Below are 17,649 nucleotides of genomic sequence, written 5' to 3'. Positions count from 1 at the left end.
TCATCGGACGCGCACCGCCCGCTGCATCGCCTCGGCGGACAGTTCGGTGGCCGCACGCCGGGTGGCCTCGCCGAGCCGGTCGGTGCGGAGCGGGCCGCCGCCCGCCAAGTGGCGGTCGTAGGGCAGGTGCACGACGGTGGCGCCCGTCTCGCGCAGATGGGCCACGGCGGCCTTCAACTCCAGGCTCGGATCGGTGCTGTTGGTGGTGAGTACCACGACGGTGGAGGCGAGCGCGTCCTGCGGCAGCCGGGCCAGCCAGTCCAGCACGATCCGGCTGCCGTTCACCCCCTCCGCGGTCTGCGGCGCGACCACCACGCGGGCGTGCGCGGTGGCCATCGCGGTGCGGGCGATCTCGCCGGGCAGCGACTCGCAGTCGACGACGGTCACGGCGAAGTAGCGGCGCAGTGAGAGCGTCACTTTGCGATACGTCGGAATGTCCAGCGGTGCGATACCGAGACGGCCCTGGCTGGCGGGCAGCAGCCAGCCGCCGTCGCCGGTGGGCGCCAAGTAGCCTGTGACATCAGTGAGTTGCATCGACGGCGTGAGGATCTGGGCCAGGTCGGTGGCCGACCAGCGCACCGTCTCCGCTCCCAGCCGCACCGGCAGCGTGCCCAGCGCGGAGTCCGCGTCGAGGGCCAGGATCGGGTCGTGCCGGTAGTGGCTGAGCGTGCGGGTGAGGAGCGCCGAGGTGGTGGTCTTGCCCGCGCCGCCACGGATCGACGTCACCGCGATGACCCGGCCCGTGGTCACCGGCTGCTGCACCAGCCCGGCCAGCCGGGTCTCCTCGGCGACGTCACGCGCCGCGGACGACGCCAGTTTGCGCAGACCGCGTCCGGTGCGGCGGGCGAGTGAGTCGCCGTGCTGCGGTGTACCCATCGCGAAGGCGAGACGGGGGTCGAGGGTGGGCACGGACTCGGGGGACGCGACGGGTTGGCTGGGCGGGCCGGGCGGGGGCGCGGTGGGGGAGGGACTAGCGGGGTGAGCCTGGGCGGGTGCGGGTGCGGGTGCGGGTGCGGGTGCGGGTGCGGGTGCGGGTGCGGGTGCCGGAGGGGCCGGCGGTGCCTGTTGAGGCGGGCCGACCGGAGCCGGCGGCGGCGCCGCTTGCGGCATCGGCTGTGGCATTGGCTGCGGCATCGGCTGTGCACCGGCCGGTGATGCCTCCGTCCGGGACGGGTTACGCGCCTGCCCCGGGTGGGGGCGCTGCTCGTCCGGGCGCCGCACGGGCAACGGCGAGCGGCCATCATCAGGTGTGGGCTGCTCGGCGGACGCGTTGAGCTCTCGCAGTACGTCGTTCTGCCACCGGCCGGATGCCGTCATCACCGCCCCCTTACGCGAACGTGCCGAGCAGCCGCCCGTACACCCCGAACACTCCGAGAACCAACGGGAACAGAGCGATCACCCCGACCGACTCCAGCACGTCCCCGACCTTGCGCAGCCGTACCCGCACGTGCTCGGCCGGCTCCATGGCGAGCACGCCGAGCGGCACCAGCGCCAGCACCACCAGCACCGCGAGCGGCCCTGCGGCGTCCTGCTGGTCCAGCCACAGCCACGCCAACCGCGCCACTACGACACTCGACGCCAGCAGCAGCGCGACGACCTCCGTCACCAGGGGGTACGCCCTGGCCCGCAGCGCGAGAACGAGGGCGACGGTCACCGCGAGCAGCACCGTCCACACCGTCACCGTCCGGATGACCAGCATCCCGGCGAGCGCTCCGGATGCCGCCATCACCACCGTAGCCAGGGCCAGCCCCCGGTGCGTGGCGGCCAGGGCGGTCCCCACCTGGAGCCTGCTCACCGAGGTGCCCGCCGAACGACGGTCGTCGAGACCGGAAAGCCCTGACGCCATCAATGCAAGTCGTGGCAGTACTCCCGAGGCCACCACGGAAACCACGGCGAGCAGCGCCGCCGCACGAGCCGAACCGACGGCCTGGTCGCCACCGGACTGCACGGCGAGTGCCAGCTCCCAGCACACCCCAGCCGCGGCCAGAGCGCCGGCACCGACCAGAGCGCCCCGTCCGAACGGCGAGAACCCGCCGAGCAAGAGCAACGCCACAGTGACCACCGCAAACACGGCGCCCCACCGACCCGCTGCGGACCACCCGTTGGCGTCCGCGAACGACCACGCCGCCACGATCCCGACCGCAGCACTCGCGCCGATCAGCGCCGTGGCGAGTCCCTGCCGTCCGGACCGCCCGAGCAGCACACCGGCCACCGCGGCGACGACCGCGGCGATGGCCAGCGCGCTTCCGACGGTTCGCGCCTCGTACCCGTCGCGGGCGATGAACGACGCGGCCACGGCCCAGACAACACAGGCCCCGGCACAGACGATCCGCCGCGCTCGCGCGCCCCACCGCCAGGCCCGCACATCCAGATCGCCGGCCGCTTCGTCGCTCACGTCGTGCACGACGGGGGCGGACGGCGCGTGCTCGATGCGTACCAGCCGCAGCACGGCGCCATCGGGCACGCCCGCGGACTCCAGCGTGGCGTCCTGTTCCAGGGCGCTGCCGTCGGCCGTCACCAGGTGGCGGGCCCGCGGCCGTTCACCGACCCGGTCGTCCAGCAACCGCATCACCTCAGGCAGAAGCAGCCCGATCGGCTCCTGCGAGGGCAGCACCAGATCAATACGGCGCCGCTCACCGACCAACGTGATACGGCTCAACGCCGTACGGCTCACAGCCCCCTGGGAAATCACGCGTTCGAACCTATCACCGGGCGGAATCCCCGCTCTGGGGTGATCCGGAGCCGGAAACAGAAGGGGCTGACGGCGTCGACGCGGGCGCCGACGTCCCGTATCCGGTCTTCCCGATCACTCGATGCGAAATGAACGACCAGCCCACGCACCCGGCACACAGAACAGCGGCGATCACGACTCCCGCGAACGCCTTCCCCAACCGCTCATCGACGGTGCGTCGTTGCCGCTGCGCACCGAACAGCACGGCATCGCGGAGCCGTCTGCGACGTACGGCTACCGACTCGAGGAGCTGACTGTCGTAATCCTGGGCTGGCATGACTCAAATCTGCTTCGTTACTGGGCGGGTGAGGTCGGACGGGCGTTCGGCAAGCCTCAGACCTCGAACTCGCCGACCCATTCGCGGTCGAGGAGATGCCTCGGAAGGTAGTCGGACTCCACATTGATCGGAAAGCCCGCGTCGTGTGCCAGGCATGTGACGGCCAGGAGAGCGAGGGCTACTGATCCACCGAGGTCGTTCGCCCGCTTTTCGTCCATTGTCCAATAGCTCTTGTGGAGCTGGAGGGCCTCGAGCAGGGCCGCGTTGAAGGCGTCGTGGTCCTTGCGCAGGAACTGGTAGAAGAGGTTGATGGGGGGATACAGGATGTTCTGAAGCAAGTCCCTGGGCGCGATTGTTGCGACTTCCGGGTATGAGTTGTCGATGGTGGTGGAGAGCTTGTCCACCAGCCCCGGTCGCTCCAGCCAATATGTCTGCAGCGTGTCGACCCAGTTGTAGATGTATTCGTCGCCCGCCGCGCTCGAGGCCCGTAGGGTCGCCAGCGGGATCTGGCAGAGCTCGGTCATACGCGCCTGATCCCGGCAAATGATCGCGAACCACAGGGCGGTGAGCCAGTTTCCCGCGTTCGCATAGAACTGTGATCCGGTCGCGGGGAGCGTGCGCACCTGGCCGATGATCCGGCACTCCACGCTACCGGAATTCTTCGTCGTCGTGGCGAAGGCGGCATGGCTGACCTGCATGGCTGCCACGGTGGCTTCCCATGTGGGGAGCTCTGATGCCTTCGGGTCGATGGTGAGGCGGGCCTGTACCTGCATCAGCGCTTCGTTGAAGGCGAGTCCGAAGACGGTGGGCGACGTCCCCAAGCTCTCGACGCTGTCGCCCAGTTCCTCGGCCAGGTCCTGGACGTCGGCCTCGTCCAGAGCGTTCGGCCTGACGTGCCGGGCCACTGTCTCGGTCACCGATGCCTCCCCTTAGCGGATGTCGAACGTCCATTTTTGGTAGCCAGCGTACTCGCCTGCTGAAGTGACCCTGCCCTTGACCAGGATGTAATCGACGTTCCCTTGCTTCAGGGCCCTGCTCAATTCTTTGTGCAGGTGCTTCTCGTCCAAGTTCCCATTGACTCCCCGCTGCTTCATTTCTCGGAGAATGTCGAGGAAGTACTCCCGGGATCCTTGCCTGGCGTCGAGTCCGCTGGGCAGGGACCTCTTGCCCAGGTCTGTGCCGACCGTGCTCTTGGACTCGATCACTACGAACTTCTTGGTGCCGTGCTCGCTCGTCCAGCTCCACACCTGGTCGAACTGGTCGTTGCCGTTCTTCGGGCCCGCCAGTTCCTCGATCCGCGCGCCGGGGTAGTGCTCCGGAATGACATGGTGTCGTGCGACCGCTTCGCCGAACGCCTCGCTGTCCTCACTCATGGCCCGATGGAATGGCGCGTGCTCGGCTTTGATTTCCTCGTACGCCTTGAGGTTGTCCGGGGTCGGGTCTGTCTTATAGGTATGCTTTGCGTCCTTCAGGGGTTCATGCCACGCGTTGTCCGCTGTCACTGAGTCGTGCCGCTGCAGCGCCTTCTTGCCTATGGCGTCAAGGTCTTCCTGCGTGCGGACCGTCTCGGGCCCTTGCTCCACCTTGGAACCGTGGACGTACTTCTCCGGTATGGGTGAAGCCTTGTCACTGGCCGCGATCCACATCCCGGGATGATGCGGGTCCTTGGCCAGCTGTGGCGGAGCGAAGCCACTCTCGTCGGCGATGGCCAGGCGCAGACGATGACCGTGCTTCTGGTAGTACGTCTCCCGATAGCCCGGCTCGTGATTGGCGCGGTAGACCTGTACGTCCTTGATCTGGTGTGGATTGAGGCCGTCGTACCAGGCCTTGCCCGTGGGATGTGGGGCATCATCGTGCACATGCGGAGGCAACTCTCCGCCCGAGCCGCGTCCGGACATACCGGTGGGCGGGGTGTCTGTTCCGTGCCCGGTGCCGATGTCCGAGTGGTCAGCTGAGGAACCCGGAGACGAGGTGTGCGCTGTCCCCGCACCGCCGTCGCCAGCGGCGTGGGGAGCAGCACGTGGCACCGAATTGGTGACCTCGTGCGCGCCGACGAGTTCGGGATTACGTGCTCGCCCGTCCTCGGCGTCCAGCCGTGCCCGATCCGCCGCCGACACCTCACCAGGTGCCTGATCGGCATGCTGCACCAACTGGCCGTCGGCGTTCAGCAAGTGGCCTTGGTCGGTGAGGTAGACGACCTTGCCGGTGGTGTTGTCGACGTACGGGATCGCCGTTTCGGGAATGCTGGGCGAACGGACTGCGTCGGCCTCCCGGAACAGGTCGACCGAAGCCCCAGCGCGGAGATTCCTCAGGGCGGTGAAGGTGTCGCCCACCTTCACGAAGGCGAACTTGCCCGCCTTCCCGACGTACGTCATCGGGTCGACGATCCGCGCGGCCTTGCCGGTGATGGAGAGCGCGCGGGCGACCGCTCCCGCTTTGCCCGCGCCGGAGGCGGCGCTGCCGGCGCCGCCGGTGAAGATGGCGGTGAGGCCGTTGAAGGTGACCGCTCCGGCCGCGCGGGAGGGGTTGGTCTTCCAGGTGTCCCAGGCGACCAGGGCCTTGCCGGTCTCCTTCATGGTGGTGCGCGATTCGCGCAGCCAGGTGGGGAGCTTGTCGTCGGGGGCCGTCCAGTAGGCGGCGGCGACCCCGGCGCCGCCGAACATGGCGGTGGAGGTGATGGCCAGGCCGGTGCCGAGTTGGGCGAGGTGCTTCCAGGCCTGTCCGGCGGCGGCCCAGCCGTCGGTGCCGACCAGGGTGCCCAGGCCCGTGATGGTGCCCCACACGCCGTCGACGACGAAGCCGTCCCACACGTAGCTCTTGATCTGGTGTCCGAGCCAGGCCAGGCCCTCGTATTCGCGCTCGGCCGACGAGCCCCACGGGGTCTCCTCGGCGTGATCGAGGTCGCCGGCCCTGAAGCCGTACATGTTCTTGCCGTGCGAGCCGTCGTCGGTGGTGAGCGGGGTGCCGCCGATCAACGCCATGATCTTGTTGTAGGCGGCGCGCTCGGCGGACTGGAACGCGGCGACCGTGTGGTTGACGTCGTGCCACAGGTCGTTGTTGTGGTCGACCTTGTCCTGGTCCTTGCGCCAGTCGTCGTCCCCCGAAACCGAGTTCACGAACGCGGTCGCGTCCGCCTTGAGCGTGTCCAGCTTCTTTACCAGGGGCTGGACCTCGGTGCTGTAGGCGGACAGCGCGGAGGAGACCTTCTGAAGGTCGTCGGCGAACGCGTCCGTCTTCGTCTTCACCGGCAGCGTGGTGGCGAACAACTGGTCCGCCTCCGGTGCCTGGTAGAACGCGGACAGGCCCTGGAACTCGGCGTGCACGTCCGCGCCCGCCGAACGGAACTCGCCCGCGTGCGTGTTCAGGTTCGTGACGTCGGTGTCCAGAGTGGCCAGGTCACCGATGAAGTGCGGGATCCCGGACGGGTCGATCAGCTGGTCGCTCAACGCTACTGCCCCTCCGTACGGCGCCCGGTCTCACCCGCGCCGGGCCCCTGGGACCGGCCCACCCCCGGCATGTCGATCCTCGGTTCCCTGGACGCGGCCTGCTGGGCGTTCGCCGCCTGCTCACGCGCTCCCTGTATGTAGGCGCCGGTCGCCTCGGCCGCACCGTTCAGTGACTTCTCGGTGCGCTTGGCGACGTAGACCAGATCCCGGTTCCAGTGCTGCGCGAACTGCGCAAGGGCTGCGCCCACCACACCAGCCGTACTGGTGTAGGGGCCGAACTGACTGGTCAGCGTGCCCGCGGCGGAGGACGCGGACTCCAGGTCCTTCTGCATCGCGCCACCGGCCCTGGACATGTCCTGCGCCGAGGCGCCCGCCTTGGACAGCACACCGGACACCCCGGCCGGGTCGATGTCCCAACCCGTCACGACACCATCCCCCTCATCCCCGTTGACGGCGCGCGCCGGAGCCCGCGCCGATCCTCACATCACGTAATTCGGCGTGCGTCAGCCGATGTTGTGCACGGCCGCGCGTGCCCTGGCGAGGGTGGACTGGGCCGTGGCGTCGTTCTTCTCCAGCGTCGTGCGGACCAGTTGGATGATGTCGCGCACCTCGTTCGCGGCACGGTTCCAGCGGACTTCCTTGCCGTGGTACTCGTCCGAGACCCCGTCCGCCTGGTAGTCGGCCATCGCCGTCTTCACCGCACGGTCGCGGTCGCCGAGCACGGCCTCCAGCCGGCCGATGATGCCGTGCAGGCTGCCCTGCACCTCGGCGGAGGCGCCGGTGTCGTACGAACGTCGGTCCTGCGTCGCCATGATGGTCGAACCCCCGTGTTGTCTCAGCCGCTGAAGCGGGCCGCGTCGAAGTTCGCGGCGCCCATGTTCTGCTGCGCGTTGTCGGACTGCTCCTGGTCGCCGGTCCCGAACGCGGTGTCCATGCCGGACTGGCCGCCCAGGATCGAGGAGAGCGAACCGTTCAACGCGGCCGTGATGTCGTCCGCGTTCGCCTTGAACGCGTCGAACATCGCCTTGCCCTCACCGTTGAACCTGCCTTCCAACGGCTGTGCCGCGGCGATGAGTTGCTGGATCAGTGCGCCGAGATCGTCACTTGAGCCGCTCGTGCTCTTGGCCAGCGTCGACAGCGTCGTCGACCCCATGTCGAACTTCATGTTCCCCGCTCCCCGTCGACCAGCGTCAGTTGCTGCGCCGTCCGTTGGACGACACCCCGTGACACTCACAGGCGTCACGGGAGCAACAAAATCAATTCGTACATGCTCACGCAGAGGGAGCCGCGACCGCAACGTCTCCACGCCGGAGTGGCCGGATTCACGGTGAACCAGGGCGCATCGCCCGCGGTTCTCGAATGCAGACAAGGACGGGGCCCTGCCGGGCCAGGGACACGAGAAGGTCTCGCCTGGAGGCGGCGGAGCACTGCCCGGTGGAGGCGACGGTGAGCCGTGGTTTCCTCCGGAGGAATCACGGAAGCGATCAGAATCGGCCGTTTGGCCAATTATGGATTGGTGGATTCCGCTTTCCCTCGGGCTCCTGGCTGTGCGAAACCGGTGTTCAGCCTGTTAAACATGCGCCCCTTCTCGCTGTTTTCGGCCAACCCTTTAATGCCTTCTGTGGATTCCCGAGACGTGTCGTTACGATCATTTTGGAGCGCGACGGGGGCGGCCTGGCGCGCCGTATTTTGAGGGAGGGAAAATGCGCGAGTCCAACGACGAGCAGAAGATCCTCGAAGAGATTGAGGACCTCGACTCTCTGGAGGTTCTGGAGGCGGAGGACCTCGACGACAGCGTCGCGTTCCACGCGTTCCGCTTCAGGAGCTAGCGGCAACGCCGGTCAGGCGTGATGCCGGTGGGCGGGCCGGGCGACCGGCCCGCCCACCGGTGCGGTGAGATGGTGCGTACAGCGCGCGGCGCGTTCTGCTAGAAAGGTTTCACGGCCCCGGTGGGAATCTATTTTCGGTTGTTCCGGCATCGTCGTTTCGCCGGACTCTGTTCAGGTCAGATTGTTTCGCTTATTGGCGACGCGTTTTTTCCCATCATTGTCGTGGTGGCCGCCGCGAAGGCGGGAACTCCCGCGGAGACCATCGGCGCGGTGTTCGCCGCGCGCTTTGTCGCACTGGGGGGTGTCGTCCTCTTCAGTGGCGCTCTCCTGGACCGGTTCGATCCGGTGCGGGCCGCAGTCGTCGCGGACTCGACGCGGGTCGTCGCCCTGGCCGTACTCGCCCTCGTGTGGGGCGGGCAGCTGGACGCCGTCGTCGTGACCGTCGCCGTGCTCGTCGGTCTGTGCGAGGCGGTGAGCGAACCCGCCCTGCTGGTCATCGCGCCCCGCGTCCTCGACGGGAAGGGCCCGACGGCCGCGGACGGTCCCGCCGAAGGCCCCGCGCCCGACGAGGACGCCGAAGTCACCGCCGCCTACGGACTCCTGGAAGGTCTGCGCAACGCCTCGGGGATGATCGGCCCGGCCCTGGCCGCCGCCGTGGTCGCCGGGCTCGGCTCGTCCGCCGGCGCCGTCCTCGCCGCGGTCGCCTTCGGGCTGTCCGCCGTCGCCACGCGCTGGGCGGGCGCGCACCTCGTCGCGGGTTCCCGGGCCGGCGCCCCGGCGGAGAAACCGGACCCCACCTGCGAGGAGCCGGAGACATCCCGACCCGACAGCGACGGCCCTGGCGAGCCCGAGCCGTCCCTCCTGCGCTCCGCCCTGCAAGGGCTGGCCGTACTGTGGCGCATCCCTTGGCTGCGCAATGTGCAGCTCCTTGCCGTCGTCCACGTGGTGTTCGCCGTCGGCCCCTGGATGGTCGCGCTGCCCGTCTTCCTGGTCGAGCGCGGACACAGCGCGACCCTCTACGGATTCGTCCTGGGTGCCTTCGCCGTCGGCAGCGCCGTCGGAGCGCTGGTCGGCGGCAGGATCGGCGGCCCCCGCCGAGGCCTGTACGCACTCGCCCTGCTCGCCCTGTACGGCCTGACCGTGCTGGCGCCCGTGGCGAGCGGCTCGATCGTGGTGCTGACCGCCGCCTTCGTCGCGGGCGGCATCGGGCAGCAGGCGTTCGACGTGGTCAAGATGACGGGACTGCGCAGGGACGTTCCGGAGGAACTGCACGGCCGCGCCTTCTCGGCGGACTTCTTCTTCTCCTTCGCCTCCCTGCCGCTCGGCCAGCTCCTCGGCGCTGCCCTGCTCCGCTTCACCGACCCTCGCACGATCATGCTGTGGGGCGGCGCCCTCGTCCTGGTCTCGACCGCCGCGGTGATGCTGCGCCCGGACGTCCGCCGCTTCTCCTCCGCGCCTGCGGCCGCATCCGTCCCCGCCGCGCCGACACTCCGCGTGGAACGGTGATCGGATGCCCGTGGACGTCGATCTCTTCGAGGAACACGGCGAGGTGGCGGCGCTCTGGCCCGACCGCCCCTACCACGGCCGTACGGTCGTGTGCTTCGACCGCCATCTCGACCTCAAACCCCTGGCGCCCGGCGGCGAGGAGGCGCTGCGTGCCACCGCCGACAGGGGCGCCTCCCCGGCCGAACTGGTGCGCAGGCTCCCGGTCCGCGGGGTGCCCGGTGCTTTCGGTCTGGACGATTTCTGGTCCGCCGCAGCAGTCGTCGCCGGCCTCACCGACCTGATCTGGGTGCCCAGTTGGCGGTCGTACCAGGGCTGGCATGCGCACGCGGTGGACGCCGTGTCCCTCATCGCGACCGGCGGCGTACCGACCGAGCCCAGGACGCAGGCGTGCTGCCTGACCGTCACCCTGTGCGGCGTCCGGCTGGCCGTCGTACCGCCTGATCTCCTCGCCCGGCACCTGGACCGGCATGTGCACACGGACGTCGTGACGGACATCGACCTGGACTGGCTGGTCGACGAACACGGCAGGTTCGAGCACACCGCGGAAGATCTGGCCGCACTCGTCGGCGCCTGCGGCGGCGAACTGGCCGCGATGACCTGGTCGACCCGGTCCGGGTTCCTGCCTCCCGAGTACCGGACCGTGGGAGCGGACGTCGCCGCCCGGCTCGGACTGCGCGCACGGGAATCGTCCTTCCTGCCCGCCACACCCTGGCCGGAGGACCTGATGCTGCGCGTCCACCGGGGCGCCGCGGCCCCCGGACCCGGCCCGGCGGACGACGACGGAGGGCCGGAGCAGGGCATCGCTGTCGCCCTGCACGGCCTGGCCTTGGCCGGCCCCAGTCCCGACCGGGCACAGGAGTGCTTCGAGCGGGCGGCCGCGTACGGCTACCGCTCCAGCTGGCTCGCCTACAAGATCGGCGCCGCCCATTACGCCAGGGCCGACCATCGCACGGCACGCGAGTACCTGCGGGAGGCCGTCCGTCTCGACCCGCAGGACACCCTCGGCGCACATGCCCGCATCATGGGCGCCCGAGCCACCCTGCGCCTGGAGGGGCCGGCCGCCGCCCTGTCCGAATTCCGTTCTCTCGGCGCCGAATTGCCGCTGCGCAGAGGGGTCTGGAAGACGGTACGGGTCCTCGCCCGCACCGAGGGCGACGCGGACGCGGCACGGACCGCCGAGGGACGACTGCGGCTGCTGGACCGGCTGACCGGGCCCGGCGCCGCCGAACCGGACGCGGAGGGCGCGTGACCGACGTACTGCTCGTCATGCCGCCCGTCAGCGAAGCCGTGCAGTTCCCCTACCTGGCCCTGCCCCAGCTGACCGCGGCCTGGACCGCCCGCGGCCACACGGTGCGCGCCCTCGACCTCAACCTGGAGTACCGCGACGAGGTGCTGGGCCGCCGCAGGCCTGCCCGGGAGCGGCCGGACGACGCCCCCGCGCGGACCGCCGGGGACATCTACCGCGGCGTCAGCGAGCGCTACCGATCGGATCACGGTGCCCTGCTGCTGAGCACCGCCCGGGACCGCTCCGCGGGTTTCGCCCAGGAGACCGCCATCCAGGCGACCGGTCGCTATGTGGCCCAGCAAGCCGCCCGGGACGGCTGGATCATCTCCGGGACGCCCCGGCTGGGACAGCTCGACAAACTGGTCGAGGCCGCCCGCGACACCTGGTCGGCACGCTGGTGCACCGGCCGGCTGGAGGCGGTGCTCGACGAGGAGCGGCCACGCGTACTGGCCTTCTCCGTCCCCTTCTTCAGCCAGGTCGTTCCCACCCTCGTCCTGACCAGCCTGCTCAAAGAGCGCCGACGCAACCTGAGGATCGCGCTCGGCGGGCCGACCGTACAGATGTGGGCGGCCCTCCTGCGGCGCCGGACCGAGGCGGCCCGCTCCGTGGACCACTGGTGTCTCGGCCACGGCGAGGACTTCCTCACGGACATCCTGCCGCCGGAGCCCGCACGCACGGCGGCCTCGGTCCGGGAACGGGAACCCCGGCCCGAACCGGCAACGGAAGGCCTGCGCGACGCCTTCGTGCTCAACGACCAGCCGATGCCGGACTTCGGCCAGTTCGACTTCGCCGACTACAGCAACCAGGCCCACCAGTTCCCCTACCGCCTCACCGTCGGCTGCTACTGGGGCAGATGCACGTTCTGCTCGTACGGCAACCGCTACCGCGACGCCCAGGCCTTCCAGCAGATCCACCCCGACACCGCGGCCGGCCACCTGATCTCGCTCTCCGAACGGCTCGGCATCACGGATGTCGCGGTGGCCGACGAGAACACCGGGCTGCGGCATCTGCTGCGGGTCATGGAGGCGGTACGCCGACGGGGCGCCGAGCTGACGTTCCGGGTCCGGGCGCGGCTGGAGCCGGAGCTCGCCGACCCCGGCTTCTGCCGTCGGCTGCGGGACTCGGGCTGTGTGCAGCTCTCGACGGGATTCGAGACCGCCCGTCAGGAGATCCTCGACTCCCTGGGCAAGGGACAGGACGCGGCCCACGCGGAACGAGCCGTGCTCAACCTCACCCGCGCGGGCATCGTCACCAACCTGTCCTTCATGGACGGCTACGACCATCCGCACGCCGTCGACGGCCACCACGACACCGTCGGCGTGATCCAGCGTCACCCGGCGGAACTGGGCCTGGACACCCTGCAGTTGATGGTCGCCGAACCCGGCAGTTACCTGTGGGCGGGCCGGGAGCGCCCCGACGACGAGCCCCTCGTCACCAACGACGGTCTGGCGTTCGCCGCGGGACGGGTCGGGGGAGCGGTGCTCGACGACACCGCGACCGAGGCCGCCCGACAGCGGTTGCTGCGGATGACCGTCGAGGCGGTACCGGACGCCGAGCGGGCCGGCCGCCCGGACCTGCCGCACCGTACCGGCGGGCCGCCCTCCGACGGCCCGACCGCCGACCGGCGGCTCGCCGCGGAGCCGGCGCCGCCCGCCCGCCCGCGCTTCGCGGTCGCCCTGGAGCAGGTGGGCAGCCGCTGGTACCTCGCCGACGTGGCCTGGCCGCGGATGGCGACCGTGCCCCCCGGCCTGGCCCCCGACCGGGACGGCCGGTTCACGGCCGACGACCCGGCCTCCCACCGCTGGCTGCACCGGATGCTCGACAAACGCCTGCTGGTGGCGGAGCCGCCGGTACCCGACGCCCTCGAAGGGGGGAGTGCGTGATGGAGAAACTCGGACTCGGGCTGGGGATGGACCTGGTCTGGGGGGAGCGGATCGGCTTCGACAAGACCGGCCCCGGCCGTCCGACCGACCACGTGGCCGCGTTCCTCGAACGCAACGCCCACGCCTACGACTACATGTTCGTCGCCTTCCAGCCCATCGACTACGGCCCGCTCGCCGCCGAGCGCTACATCCCGGCGTACGACCGGCTCTTCGAGCTGTTCGGCGCACGGCGCCCGCGCGCCTTCCACCACACCCTGCTCAACACCGGCAGCCCGGAGGAGTACGAGCGGGCCGCGATCGCGGACTTCACCAACGCGCTCATCGAGCGCTACGGATTCCGCTGGGTCATCGAGGACCTCGGCATCTGGTCCCTGGCCGGCCGCAGCCTGCCCTACCCCATGCCGCCGGTGCTCACCACGGAAGGACTGCGGCGGTGCGTGGAAGGCGTCGCCGACTGGGTGCGGCGGCTTCGCGCCCCGCTGTCCGTGGAGTTCCCCGGCTTCACCGAAGGAGGCAGCTTCCTCGTCGGCGAGCTGGACGCGTTCGCCTTCTACGACACCGTGATCCGCGAGACCGGTGCCCTGGCGACCATCGACATCGGCCACATCCTCGCCTACCAGTGGCTGAGAGGACACACCGGGGAGCGGATGTTCGACGGGCTGGAGGCGCTGCCCCTGGACCGCTGCCACGAGATCCATCTGTCGGGGTGTCAGATCGTCGACGGGCGCTTTCGCGACCTGCACCACGGCGTTCTGCTCGACGAGCAGCTCACCCTGCTCGAACACCTGCTGCCGCTGATGCCGAACCTGTCCGGAGTCACCTACGAGGACCCCAAGTTCACCGCCGAGGGGGAGCTGGTGCCCAAGTCGCGGCCCAACGCGGAACGGCTGTTCGCCCTCGTCCGCTCCTGGAAGGAGGACGACGCCCGTGCCGCATGAAGCCCTCAGGCACGACCGCATCCTGCGGGTACTGGACCGCCTGCTCTACGACAAGGACTTCCGCACCGCGTTCGCCGAGGAAGGACCCGCCGGTGCACGCGTCGCGCTCGACGAGGACCTCCTCGACGCGTTCGGCCGGGTGGACGTGCACGAACTGGCGCTCGTGGGACGCAACATCCGCTCCGAGGTGGTCTCCGGCGGCACCGGTACGGGACCCGGACTCAAGGGGTCCTTCCCCCGGACGCTGGACGCGCTGCGGCAGGGGCGCGGTGTCCCGGTCAACGAGGTGGCCGAGGCGTTCATCGCCTCACCGGCCTTCCAGGAGTTCCGGGACGTCCCCTTCTCGCCCCGGGGCAGGGGCACGACCCTGCCCGAGTGCTTCCACCGCTTCATGGCCGCACGGCCCGTCGCCCTCGACCCGTCCGGTGAACTGGAGCCGCTGGTCCACCACGAGGCCGCCGCCGCCGTCACCCGCGCGGTCGCCACCGGCGCCCACGCCACCTTCGATGTGGGGCTGCGGGACACGGCGTTCCACGGGGGCGTGCTGTGCGGGTTCCGGGAGTACGCCGAGGCGCCGGCCGAATGGCAGCTGAAACCGACGATGTTCCTGGCCGGAGCCGGGCGCTGCGTGATCGGCCCCGCCCGCCGTCCGCTGTTCGACGCGCTGACCATCCTCCTCGACGGCCGACCGGACGCGCTCACACCGTCCGTCCGGGCCTCGCTGGAGGACCGCCTGAGCTCATGGGGGCTGCGATGAACGAGCCGGCGCACATCGACGCCGTGACAAGCGCCGGACGGCCCGACGAGACCGACCGGTTCGACCCGGAGCGCTTCTACCGCGACCACTGGCGCCGCCGCCCCCTCGTACTGCGCGGCTGCGCCAAGGACTTCCTCGCCCCGGCCCTGGAGTGGTCCGACGTCACGGCGCTGGAGGCCCGGCTGGACGGCGACACCTCGGGAGCCGGTGTGAACCGGCGCCCCGACGGTACGGTGCTCTTCGTCAACCAGGCCCAGCACACCATGCCCGAACTCGCTGAAGCCTGCGCACGGTTGGCGGACCTCATGGGCTGGGACGAATGCACGGCCGACCTGTCCGTCACCCGCGGCAGCGGCGCGGGGATCGGCTGCCACTTCGACCACAGCGACAACTTCGTCGTCCAGCAGCAGGGCTCGAAGAGCTGGCTGGTCGGCCGTCCGGAACACACCGGCCGCGAGCGGCAGCGCAAACGCATGCTGGAGACCAAGGGGTTCGTCCCCTCCGGACGGTTCCCCGAGCCCCCGTGGCAGGTGGTGCTGCACCCCGGCGACGTCCTCTACCTCCCGCTGTTCGCCCCGCACGAGGGCGTCGAGGGTTCCGACGGCTCGGCTCAGGGCTCGATCAGCGTCTCCTTCTCGTACAACGCGCGCAGTGCGCTGGGCAGCCACCTCAAACCGCTGCTGCGCGCACTGGCCGCGGAAGACGCCTGGTGGGAACCGCTGCCCCTGGCCGGGGCCGACGTGGACCGACTCGAAGAGGCACTGCTGCGGGCACTGCGCGACGTGACCCGCGCCGCGAAAGGGGAGACATGAGACTGAAGGAACTCGCCGCGGACAGGTCCGCCCAAGGACTGCCCGACCTCTCGCTGATCGTCCTCGCCGGGGACGCCGAAGCCGTCGCCGCCAACGAGCAGCTGCACCGGGTCGTCGCCCGGCAGTACCTCGTACGGCTGCTGCGCGGAGTGAAGCGACTGCGCGAGGACCGGCCCGGCGCGGCCGAGCCCGCCCGGGTGCTGGAACTGGTGGACGGCTGGGACGTCGACGAGGCCCTGAGCTGGGCCGTCCGCCCCGATGTCACGGGCTGGACCTGGCGCAGCACCATGTCCGACGCGGACCCCGCGCAGCTTCTCGACCAACTCGGCAGGTGCCTGGCGGTGGAGCAGCCGGAGGCCTCCGTCCACCTCGGCCCCCGGCGCACCGCGGCTCCGGTGATCACCACCGGCGTCGGCCCCCGCTCCGCCCAGCTGTTCGCCTGGGCCTGCGAGGGCGACGAGGATCCGCTCGACCTCACCGCCGAGCGACTCCGGGCCTTCGCCGCGAGGGTGCAAGCCGGAGCGGACGCCCTGGCCGCCGTGTGGCCCGAGGGCCGGGACATGGCCGCCATCGACATCCAGGTGTTCGCGGCACTCGGCAACCACCGCGGGCTGCGGCCGCTGAACTTCAGCATTCACGGCCTGCGCGGTCTGGTGCTGACCAGTGAGCGGCCCGCCTACATGCTCGCCCAGACACTGGTCCACGAGGCCACCCACCAGCGCTTCAGCGGGATCCTCGACTGCGTGGCGGTGGTGCGCAATCCGCAGGCCACGCATCATTCGCCGTTCGTCGACGCGGAACGCCCGCTCGGGCACATCCTCCACGGCATCCTGTCCTTCATCAACGACGTCCATGCGGCCGACCGCCATCTGCGGACCGAGTCCGACCCGGTCGAGCGGGGGCGCCTGGAGCGCTACTGCGCCCTGAAGACCGATCAGTTGCGCGTCGCCGAGAAGAACCTCCTCGAAGTGGCGGAGCCGACCGAGCACGGGGCCCGGATCATCGCGGGGTGCCGGGAAGCGATCAGCCGGCTGACCCATGCCTGACGGCACCACCGGTCTGCCCGCCGCCCCGCACGATGCCGGGGGACAGGCCCTGTACGAGGCACTGGAGACGGCCCGCACCCGGCTCGGCCCGCAGGCACGCATCGTCCGCGACGAACCGGACGGGCTGTGCCGGGTGCGCATCACGCTCGGTCCCGCGCAGCACGGCCGAACACCGCAGTGGGGTGTCGCCGCGTACGACCGTGCCTATGTGGCCGGCGAAGTGGCCGCCGGCGTACGGCATTTGCTCGACGACCGCGCGCTGGTGGCTCGACGCCGCCCGCTGCCCGGACCGGTGTCCGGCCCGACGCTGCTCACGCCGTCGGCGGCCGGAGTGCTGGTGCACGAATGCTTCGGGCACACCAGTGAGGCCGACAACTACCTCGTCCACCGCGAGGCGCTCGGCCTGGGCCTCGGCGACATGTGGACCCGGGCGCCGCTGACCGTGTGGGACCGCCCGACGGCTCGTCCCTACGCGGGCAGCTACGTCCGTGACGACGAGGGAACCCCGCCCCGTACCGTCCCGCTGGTGCGGGAGGGCCGCTGGGCCGGGCTGCTCACCGACCGCGCCACCCGTGCGCTGAGTGCGGGACGCAGCACCGGGCACGGTCGGGGTGCGCCCGGAGCGGTGGCGCCCCGGTGCAGCGTGCTCGAGGTGGCCCCGGGCACGCGGTCCGAGACCGAACTGCTCGACGGGATCGACGACGGCTGGATCCTGGGGACCGCGATAGGCGGCTTCTCCGTGCGCGAACACCTGATCATCGAGGCGCTGTGGGCCCGCCGGGTACGGGGCGGCCGCCGGACGGCGGACGTCGTCGGGCCGGTGGCCGTCTGCGCACCCAAGGTGGCGCTGGCCCGGCAGATCACGGCGGTGGGGCGCGAGACACGGGTGCACAGCTCGCCGTACGCCTGCGTCAAGGACAGCCAGGAGGTCGGCTCCACCTTGATCAGCCCTTCCCTGCTGCTGGGCCGCTGCGTGCTCCGGCCACTCGGGCAGGTGGAGCGACTCCTCGCCCGGTCGTCGGCGCCGGTGCGCTGACACACATCCCGTGCGTCACCGGGCGCTTGAGTGCGGCCGATTCCGGCGCCTGGGCCTCTCACCGGGTGGGGGAGGCCCGCCTTCTCGTAGGTCTGCCGGAACG

General features: G+C 70.5%; 17 protein-coding genes. 9 read left to right on the top strand and 8 right to left on the bottom strand.

Annotated elements, in window-relative coordinates:
* The 8 genes from ACYBSK_RS23980 to ACYBSK_RS23945 all read right to left on the bottom strand — a co-directional run bounded on the left by ACYBSK_RS23980 (window position 1) and on the right by ACYBSK_RS23945 (window position 7,619).
* A complete protein-coding gene (locus ACYBSK_RS23980) occupies window positions 1-909 on the bottom strand; it encodes a MinD/ParA family ATP-binding protein (protein ID WP_460243278.1) in 909 nt (302 codons plus the stop codon).
* A gap of 418 nt (window positions 910-1,327) precedes the next feature.
* Window positions 1,328-2,692 (bottom strand): type VII secretion integral membrane protein EccD, encoded by a 1,365-nt coding sequence (eccD, locus tag ACYBSK_RS23975; protein ID WP_460243277.1) that lies wholly within the window; start codon window positions 2,690-2,692, stop codon window positions 1,328-1,330.
* 13 nt (window positions 2,693-2,705) lie between these two features.
* The gene (locus ACYBSK_RS23970) at window positions 2,706-3,008 is read right to left on the bottom strand and encodes a hypothetical protein (protein WP_457479288.1); all 303 of its coding nucleotides are present in this window, start codon (window positions 3,006-3,008) and stop codon (window positions 2,706-2,708) included.
* Between the two features lie 56 nt (window positions 3,009-3,064).
* Window positions 3,065-3,925 (bottom strand): immunity 49 family protein, encoded by an 861-nt coding sequence (locus ACYBSK_RS23965; protein WP_460243276.1) that lies wholly within the window; start codon window positions 3,923-3,925, stop codon window positions 3,065-3,067.
* A gap of 12 nt (window positions 3,926-3,937) precedes the next feature.
* Complete coding sequence (locus ACYBSK_RS23960) at window positions 3,938-6,454, bottom strand: hypothetical protein (RefSeq protein WP_460243275.1); 2,517 nt, start codon at window positions 6,452-6,454, stop codon at window positions 3,938-3,940.
* A 2-nt stretch (window positions 6,455-6,456) separates the two neighbouring features.
* Complete coding sequence (locus tag ACYBSK_RS23955; RefSeq protein ID WP_457479285.1) at window positions 6,457-6,879, bottom strand: DUF6507 family protein; 423 nt, start codon at window positions 6,877-6,879, stop codon at window positions 6,457-6,459.
* A 78-nt stretch (window positions 6,880-6,957) separates the two neighbouring features.
* Window positions 6,958-7,266 carry a pore-forming ESAT-6 family protein gene (locus ACYBSK_RS23950; protein ID WP_457479284.1) on the bottom strand — a complete coding sequence of 103 codons (309 nt, stop codon included), beginning with the start codon at window positions 7,264-7,266 and terminating at the stop codon, window positions 6,958-6,960.
* Between the two features lie 23 nt (window positions 7,267-7,289).
* Complete coding sequence (locus tag ACYBSK_RS23945; protein WP_457479283.1) at window positions 7,290-7,619, bottom strand: hypothetical protein; 330 nt, start codon at window positions 7,617-7,619, stop codon at window positions 7,290-7,292.
* Window positions 7,620-8,157: 538 nt separating this feature from the next.
* On the opposite strand from ACYBSK_RS23945, the gene ACYBSK_RS23940 reads away from it, so the two are divergent.
* From ACYBSK_RS23940 to ACYBSK_RS23900, 9 genes are all read left to right on the top strand, one after another.
* Complete coding sequence (locus ACYBSK_RS23940; protein ID WP_267884975.1) at window positions 8,158-8,283, top strand: hypothetical protein; 126 nt, start codon at window positions 8,158-8,160, stop codon at window positions 8,281-8,283.
* A gap of 225 nt (window positions 8,284-8,508) precedes the next feature.
* Complete coding sequence (locus tag ACYBSK_RS23935; protein ID WP_460243274.1) at window positions 8,509-9,789, top strand: MFS transporter; 1,281 nt, start codon at window positions 8,509-8,511, stop codon at window positions 9,787-9,789.
* Window positions 9,790-9,793: 4 nt separating this feature from the next.
* A complete protein-coding gene (locus tag ACYBSK_RS23930) occupies window positions 9,794-11,038 on the top strand; it encodes a tetratricopeptide repeat protein (RefSeq protein ID WP_460243273.1) in 1,245 nt (414 codons plus the stop codon).
* A complete protein-coding gene (locus ACYBSK_RS23925) occupies window positions 11,035-12,957 on the top strand; it encodes a B12-binding domain-containing radical SAM protein (RefSeq protein ID WP_460243272.1) in 1,923 nt (640 codons plus the stop codon). Before ACYBSK_RS23930 ends, ACYBSK_RS23925 begins: the two co-directional genes overlap by 4 nt.
* Window positions 12,957-13,895 (top strand): multinuclear nonheme iron-dependent oxidase, encoded by a 939-nt coding sequence (locus tag ACYBSK_RS23920; protein WP_460243271.1) that lies wholly within the window; start codon window positions 12,957-12,959, stop codon window positions 13,893-13,895. Before ACYBSK_RS23925 ends, ACYBSK_RS23920 begins: the two co-directional genes overlap by 1 nt.
* Window positions 13,885-14,652, top strand: a complete 768-nt coding sequence (locus tag ACYBSK_RS23915; RefSeq protein ID WP_460243270.1) for a hypothetical protein — start codon at window positions 13,885-13,887, stop codon at window positions 14,650-14,652. Before ACYBSK_RS23920 ends, ACYBSK_RS23915 begins: the two co-directional genes overlap by 11 nt.
* The gene (locus tag ACYBSK_RS23910) at window positions 14,649-15,464 is read left to right on the top strand and encodes a JmjC domain-containing protein (protein ID WP_460243269.1); all 816 of its coding nucleotides are present in this window, start codon (window positions 14,649-14,651) and stop codon (window positions 15,462-15,464) included. Before ACYBSK_RS23915 ends, ACYBSK_RS23910 begins: the two co-directional genes overlap by 4 nt.
* The gene (locus ACYBSK_RS23905) at window positions 15,461-16,510 is read left to right on the top strand and encodes an aKG-HExxH-type peptide beta-hydroxylase (RefSeq protein WP_460243268.1); all 1,050 of its coding nucleotides are present in this window, start codon (window positions 15,461-15,463) and stop codon (window positions 16,508-16,510) included. Before ACYBSK_RS23910 ends, ACYBSK_RS23905 begins: the two co-directional genes overlap by 4 nt.
* Window positions 16,503-17,546: a metallopeptidase TldD-related protein gene (locus tag ACYBSK_RS23900; protein WP_460243267.1), complete on the top strand. Its 1,044-nt coding sequence runs from the start codon at window positions 16,503-16,505 to the stop codon at window positions 17,544-17,546. Before ACYBSK_RS23905 ends, ACYBSK_RS23900 begins: the two co-directional genes overlap by 8 nt.
* Window positions 17,547-17,649: the final 103 nt, after the last annotated feature.

This window comes from Streptomyces sp. BYX5S, assembly GCF_054724165.1.
Note: the sequence above shows the minus strand (reverse complement) of the source record. Positions and strands in the feature narration are given on the sequence as shown.